Origin of the sequence: Argonema galeatum A003/A1, assembly GCF_023333595.1 — a bacterium.
Lineage (GTDB): Bacteria > Cyanobacteriota > Cyanobacteriia > Cyanobacteriales > Aerosakkonemataceae > Argonema > Argonema galeatum.
Window position 1 is genome coordinate 57,022 of record NZ_JAIQZM010000032.1, and the last position, 7,408, is coordinate 64,429.

2 protein-coding genes are annotated in these 7,408 nt (G+C 41.2%); both read left to right on the forward strand.

What is annotated here, in order from left to right; all coding sequences use genetic code 11:
• Nucleotides 1-117: 117 nt before the first annotated feature.
• Nucleotides 118-1,077 carry a GTPase Era gene (gene era, locus LAY41_RS25080; protein WP_249104058.1) on the forward strand — a complete coding sequence of 320 codons (960 nt, stop codon included), beginning with the start codon at nucleotides 118-120 and terminating at the stop codon, nucleotides 1,075-1,077.
• A 297-nt stretch (nucleotides 1,078-1,374) separates the two neighbouring features.
• Entirely contained in the window at nucleotides 1,375-7,113 is a 5,739-nt protein-coding gene (locus tag LAY41_RS25085; protein WP_249104061.1) for a trifunctional serine/threonine-protein kinase/ATP-binding protein/sensor histidine kinase, read from the forward strand.
• Nucleotides 7,114-7,408 lie beyond the last annotated feature (295 nt).

A 7,408-nucleotide genomic window follows, 5' to 3' on the forward strand; every position in this document is an offset into this window, starting at 1 on the left:
CCCAAATCTGGGGGGAATAAGAAGGGAGGCCCCTAAATTTGGGGGTTAGGGGGGCAAAACCAAGGTTTTTGCGTAAGTCATTATAAAGATAGATATAAATTTGTGCCAGGGGATAGGATGAGCGAGCAAGAAGATAATTTAGATTTAGAAAGGGCAGACGCATTCAGTATCCCGGTTGCACCGGCGGGATACAAGTCAGGCTTTATTGGTATCATCGGACGCCCCAATGTGGGGAAGTCCACTCTGATGAATCAGTTGGTGGGGCAAAAAGTTGCGATCGTATCGCCGGTAGCCCAGACGACGCGCAATCGTCTGCGGGGCATTTTAACTACGCCAGAGGCGCAGCTGATTTTTGTGGATACGCCGGGAATTCACAAGCCTCACCACCAGTTGGGGAAAGTGTTGGTGAAAAATGCCCAAATTGCGATTCAGTCGGTGGATGTGCTGCTGTTTGTGGTGGATGGTTCGGTGGAAGCTGGTGGTGGCGATCGCTACATCGTCGATCTTTTAACCCACAGCCAAATGCCGATCGTCTTGGGATTGAACAAAATAGACCAACAATCTTCTTTTTACCGCCAGATTGAGGATACTTATGCCAATCTGGCTGGGCCGCACAATTGGCCGATCGTAAAATTTTCGGCCCTCAACGGCGATGGTTTGGAGGCGCTTCAGAAATTTTTAATCGATCGCTTAGAACCTGGGCCATATTATTATCCCCCCGATCTGGTAACCGACCAACCAGAACGCTTTATTATGGCAGAACTGATTCGCGAACAAATTTTGCTTTTAACTCGCGAAGAAATTCCTCACTCCGTAGCTGTCACGATCGAGAAAGTAGAGGAAACACCCACAATTACTCGCGTTTTCGCCGCCATCAATGTCGAACGCGACTCCCAAAAGGGTATTGTGATCGGCAAAGGCGGAATCATGCTCAAAACTATTGGCAGCGCAGCTCGCGAACAAATGCAAAAATTAATTGATGGCAAAGTATATCTAGAGTTGTTCGTAAGAGTGGAGCCAAAATGGCGGCAATCTCGCAGTCGGTTGGCAGAATTTGGCTATCGTGTCGAGGAATGATATCGATTTTAGATTTTAGATTTTAGATTTTAGTTAAAATAGCAGCAGTCGAAAAACTTTTCGGCTGTTGTAAACACACTCAGCACTTAGCACTAAAGCCGAAGCACTTTGCTATAAAAACTGTGGAAATTACGGATTCCAAGTATAGGGCAGCTAAGCTACTATACTTTGTGTTACAAAAAGTTGTTAACCGCAAAACTTTAGGAAAGTGTCCTCAAAAATACAAAATTTAGTTTGAGCGGCTGTATCTTTTAGCACAGGAGCTACTACCATCATTGTTGAGATAGGTAAATATTTATGAATATCAGGGCTGGCTACAAACTAATAGAAAAAATTAACGAGGGTTTGAGTACAATAGTTTATCGTGCAGAGAGAAAGCAAGATAAGAAGGCTGCGATCGTCAAAATCCTTAGAGCCGACTATCCTACCCTTGAAGAGATCATGCAATTGAGGCATGAATATGAAATCTCCAAAAACCTCAATTTAGAAGGTATTGTCAAGCCGTATGGGTTGGAAAATCACCGTAACGGTCTGGCACTGATATTGGAAGATTCGAGAGGAGAAGCACTCAACAAGTTTTTATGCGATCGCAAACTGGAACTAACAGAGTTTCTGAACATCGGTATTCAACTAGCAGACACTCTGGGTAAATTGCACGACAACCAAATTATTCATAAAGATATTAAGCCGACAAACATCATCATTAATGCTACAACCCTCAAAGTAAAAATTACTGACTTTAGCATTGCTACGCGACTGTCTAAAGAAACCCAAGAACTCAGCCATCCCACTTTACTAGAAGGCACCCTTGCTTATATATCCCCAGAGCAAACGGGGCGGATGAATCGCTCCATTGACTACCGCACGGACTTATATTCTTTGGGCGTCACATTTTATGAAATACTGTGCGGCGAACTGCCATTTAAAGCTACCGATCCGATGGAATTAGTTCACTGCCACATCGCTAAACAACCAATACCACCCTACGACATTGTATGTGCAGAGGCGCAGAATAGCAGAACAGAACAGACTATTGAAAATCCAAAATCTAGAATTAAAAATAGCGAAATTCCCAAAGCAGTTTCGGATATTGTCATGAAATTATTAGCCAAGACTGCTGAAGACAGATATCAAAGTGCTTATGGCCTTAAAGCGGATTTAGAACAATGTCTAAGTCAGCTGCAACAAAATGGCGAAATTTCCCACTTCATTCCCGGTCAGCGCGATAAATTGGGTCAATTTCTCATTCCACAAAAACTGTATGGACGAGAAGCGCAAGTAGCTACTCTAATGGATGCCTTTGACCGGGTTAGTGCTGGAACAGCAGAGATGATGCTAGTTTCCGGTTACTCAGGAATAGGCAAATCTTGTTTGGTTTATGAAGTTCATAAACCCATTGTTGCAGCGCGGGGTTATTTTATCGCGGGCAAATTCGACCAATTTAAGCGGAATATTCCCTATGCAGCCTTGATTCAAGCATTTCAGGAATTGATCAGACAACTATTAACAGAAAGCTCAGAAAAAATAATTTTTTGGAAACAGAAGATTTTAAATGCTTTAGGGCAAAATGCTAGGGTAATAATTGACGTTATTCCAGAATTGGAATTGATAGTTGGCGTGCAACCTGAAGTTTACCAGCTAGGAGCGAACGAATCACAAAATCGGTTTAATCTTGTTTTTAAAGAATTCATTCGTATTTTTACAGAAAAAGCACATCCACTGGTTTTATTTTTAGATGATTTGCAATGGGCAGATTCAGCATCTTTGAAATTGATTCATTTGGTGATAACTGACCCAGATAGTCAATACTTGCTGCTGATTGGAGCGTATCGAGATAATGAAGTAAGCCCAACCCATCCCTTAATGCAGACCTTGGATAAAATTCATTCATCCGGGTCAATAGTAAATAATATCATCCTCCAACCGTTGGCACTCAGTACAGTCAGTCAATTAGTTGCCGATACTTTGGGTGACAACTGCTCATCACCAGTACCTGCGCTTGTTTGCTTCTCCCATAAACAAGGAGAATTTGAGGGAGAATGTTTGCTTGCAAGCAACGATGGGAATGAAACAGAAAAATGCAAGTTATTAGTTGAGCTAGTTTTCAATAAAACTCAAGGTAATCCCTTTTTTATAACTCAGTTGCTCACCTCCCTTTACGCAGAAAAGCTGTTGACATTCGACTTCAGCATCGGCAGATGGCAGTGGGATATGAAGCAAATTCAAACAGTGGGAATTGCAGATTATAACGTCGTCGAACTCATAGCCAGAAATATTCAAAAGCTGCCTCCAAACACCCAGAAAATTTTAAAATTAGCTGCCTGTATTGGGAACCGATTTAATTTAGACGTTTTGGCGATCGTCAATGAAGAATCCATATCAGAAACGGCATCTGCATTATGGGATGGACTTCAGGCTGGTCTAATTCTGCCCATCGGGGAAGGTGCTTACAAAATCCCTTTACTCTTCAAAGGTAATGAGTCCTTAGTAATGGGTAATAGTCAAGAAAACCAATTAGAAATTAACACTTACAAAGTATCCTACAAGTTTTTGCATGACCGGGTACAACAAGCAGCTTATTCTTTGATTCCTACTGACCATCAAAAAACTACCCACTTAAAAATTGGTCAACTACTGTTACAGAATACAAATCAAGACGATCTAGAAGAAAATGTCTTTGATATTGTTAATCAGCTAAATGTGGGACTAGAATTCATTACCGAGCCAGAAGAAAAATACAAGCTTGCTCAATTAAATTTAATAGCTGGTCGAAAGGCTAAAGCCGCGACAGCTTACGAGGCTGCCGTCACACAACTAAGAATAGGGTTAGAACTATTAGCAGAAAACAGTTGGCAGAGTAACTATGACCTGACGCTTGGACTTTATGTAGAAGCAGTGGAAGCGGAATACCTCAATACCAATTATGAAAGCTCTGCCGCTCTTGCTGAAATCGTTCTGCAACAAGCTAATACCCTGCTAGAAAAAGTGAAAGTATACGAGCTGCAAATCCAGTTTTACATGGCTCAAAATCAGATGCAAAAAGCGATCGATACAGGGCTACAAGTGCTGGATATGCTGGGTATCTCTTTGTCAAATGAAGCGCTTGAAGGTGGTTTTGCGGTTGAGTTGCCTTCTCTGACAGATTTAGAAAATTTCCCAGAAATGACAGATCCCTACAAAATAGCAGCTTTACGGATACTGATGTCTCTTGTTTCTCCTGCTGTCGCTGCTAAGCCCGAAATTTTGCCCCTGACTGTATTGGCTCAGGTCAATCTCTCTATTGAACATGGTCATTCAGCATTAGCTGCTTTTGCTTATGCTTTTTATGGCGTAATGGTGTGTGCTAGTGGCGACATAGATACAGGGTATCATGCAAGTCAGCTAGCTTTAAAGCTATTGGATAAGTTTGATGCCAACTCTCTTAAATGTAAAATTTACAATTTATTTAACGGTTTGATTAGACCCTGGAAAGAGCATCTCAAAAACACATTACAACCGTTTCAAGAGAGTATGCAAAGTGGATTGGAAACCGGGGATATAGAATATGCTGGCTATAGTGCTACTTCTTATTGCACTAGCCTGTTTTTGACTGGGGAGCGATTAGACATTGTAGAGCAGCAACAAAGGCAATATGTTGATTTAGCGCTGAAACTAAAACAAGATTATTCTATCTACTACATTAAGATGTTGCACCAACTGACTTTAAATCTTCAAAAGGAAGCCGATGGTAAATGTCAGTTGGTGGGCGAGAGTTTTGATGAAACAGAAATGCTGCCTGTTTTTATTGAAACTAACAATAGAATTTTGCTGTTTATTGCCTATCTTGCCAAGACGATTCTATTTTATCTGTTTAAAGAACCTAAGAATGCTGTTGCTAACGCCAGTTTAGCAGCAGCACACGCAGCAAGTGTAATGGGGATGGTAATTTCCGCTGCTCAGAACTTCTACTATTCGCTGGCTCTCCTTGCTCACTATCCCAAAGTTTCAAGCTTGGAGCAACAAGAATACCTGGGTATTGTAGAAGAAAATCAGCAAAAAATGCAGCGATGGGCAGAATCTGCTCCCACAAACTTCAAGCATAAATACGAACTTGTTGAGGCGGAAAAAGCACGGGTACAAGGGCAAATTTTAGAAGCAATGGAATATTATGACCGAGCTATAACGGGAGCAAAAGAACAAGGATATGTTCAGGAAGAAGCACTAGCTTCGGAACTAGCAGCAGAGTTTTATTTCTCTCTTGGCAGAGACAAGTTTGCTCAAATCTATCTGACGCAGGCTTACTATGGATATGTTCATTGGGGAGCTAAAGCTAAGGCTAAAGATTTGGAGTCCAGATATCCTGCGGTCTTTTCCGAGATGTTGAAGCGAGAATCCATAGGTATCCAGACTAATAGGACAACGACATCTACCACAGGAGGAAGTTCGGCGGTCTTGGATTTGTCCACTGTGAACAAAGCGTCTCTTGCGTTGGCTGAGGAAATAGTTCTGGATAAATTACTGGATAAATTACTTAAAATTGTGATGGAAAATGCCGGAGCTACAACCAGCTGCCTCATATTGGAGAAAGAAGGACAGTTACTGATAGAGGCTACGGGTACAGTGGAGCAAGATGAAGTTGTATTCTGGTCAGAAACGCCGATTGAGACAAGTCAGAATCTGCCCGTGCCTATAATTAATTATGTCGCCATAACTAAAGAAAATGTCGTGTTGGATGATGCTGGACAATCCGTAAGATTTGGCAACGATCCTTATATCATAAAAAACAAGATAAAGTCTATATTATGTACACCTCTTATTAACCAAAGCAAATTGATTGGGATTATTTATTTGGAAAATAATGTAACAAATGGAGCATTTACGAGAGAGAGACTGGAAGTTTTAAAAATACTTTCTTCCCAGGTGGCTATATCGCTAAAAAATGCGATTTTATATGGAAAATTGGAAACCGCTAGCCAAAACTTGATCGAAGCTAACGATCAACTAGAGAATTACAACCGAACGCTCGAACAGAAAGTGGAAGCAAGGACGGTGGAGTTACAAGAAAAAAATAGCCTGTTGAAAGAACAAGCAATTCAGCTTGAACTGGCATTAAAAGAATTACAAGCTGCACAAACTCAGTTAATTCAAACTGAAAAAATGTCTAGCTTAGGGCAAATGGTTGCCGGAATAGCTCACGAAATAAACAACCCGATTAACTTTATCTACGGCAATCTTATCCATGCTAGTGAATATTTCCAAGACTTACTAAAGTTGCTAGATTTTTACAAACAGCATTCTTATAATGCAACATCTGAGATTGAAGAAATTGCCAAAAATATCGATCTCGAATTTATAGTCTCTGACTTCCCTAGACTCCTCAATTCGATGCAGGTAGGGGCAGACCGCATCCGCCAAATTGTTCTGTCGCTGCGAAATTTTTCACGCCTGGATGAGGCGGCAATGAAATCAGTAGATATCCATGAAGGGATAGATAGCACTCTCTTGTTGTTGCAAAATCGCCTGAAAACTAGATTAGAACATTCTGATATTGAAATTGTTAAAGAGTATGGTAAACTGCCAGAAGTGGAGTGTTATGCCAGTTTCTTAAATCAAGTATTTATGAATATTCTCAGCAATGCGATAGATGCTATAGAAGAGTCATTTAAGACCTATGCTCTATCAGCAGTAAAGGAAAAAGGAGTTTTTACAAACAAAAAAGGACACATTCATATTTGCACCAGCGTCATCAACGGTAACAAAGTAGAAATCAGGATTGCTGACAATGGATTGGGCATGAAAGAGGAAGTACGCACAAGGGTTTTTGACCCTTTCTTTACCACAAAACCTGTCGGTTCTGGTACTGGTTTGGGGTTGGCTATTAGCTACCAAATTGTGGTAGAAAAACATCAGGGTAGTCTGACTTGCATTTCAGCACCAGGACAGGGGGCAGAGTTTGTTGTTGAGATTCCTTTGAAGCAGAAAATTAAGCATAATGAAGGTGAAGTATTGACTAAGATGGCCGCAACACCTCTTTCAACAGATATGCCGAATCAATAAGCCATGATGACTGATACCAAATCCGCAACGATTACCCCCTTTATGTTGAGCGGCTGTAGAGACGTTTCATGAAACGTCTCTACAATGTTTATGCCAAAAATTCTCATGGGGTAACAAACCCGGATTTGGTATGACGACTAAAGTCGCGGCTAGACAAACTCTCGCCAGAGAAGCGCGGGCTTCAAAAAAAAGGGAGTAGCTAACCCGGATTTGGTATGATACCAAATCCGCAACGATTACCCCCTTTATGTCTCTAGGCTGTAGAGACGTTTCATGAAACGTCTCTACAATGTTT

Bases quoted from the DNA above. Each gene is read 5' to 3' on its own strand.
- era (WP_249104058.1), top strand. From the start codon at position 118: ATGAGCGAGCAAGAAGATAATTTAGATTTAGAAAGGGCAGACGCATTC.
- LAY41_RS25085 (WP_249104061.1), top strand. From the start codon at position 1,375: ATGAATATCAGGGCTGGCTACAAACTAATAGAAAAAATTAACGAGGGT.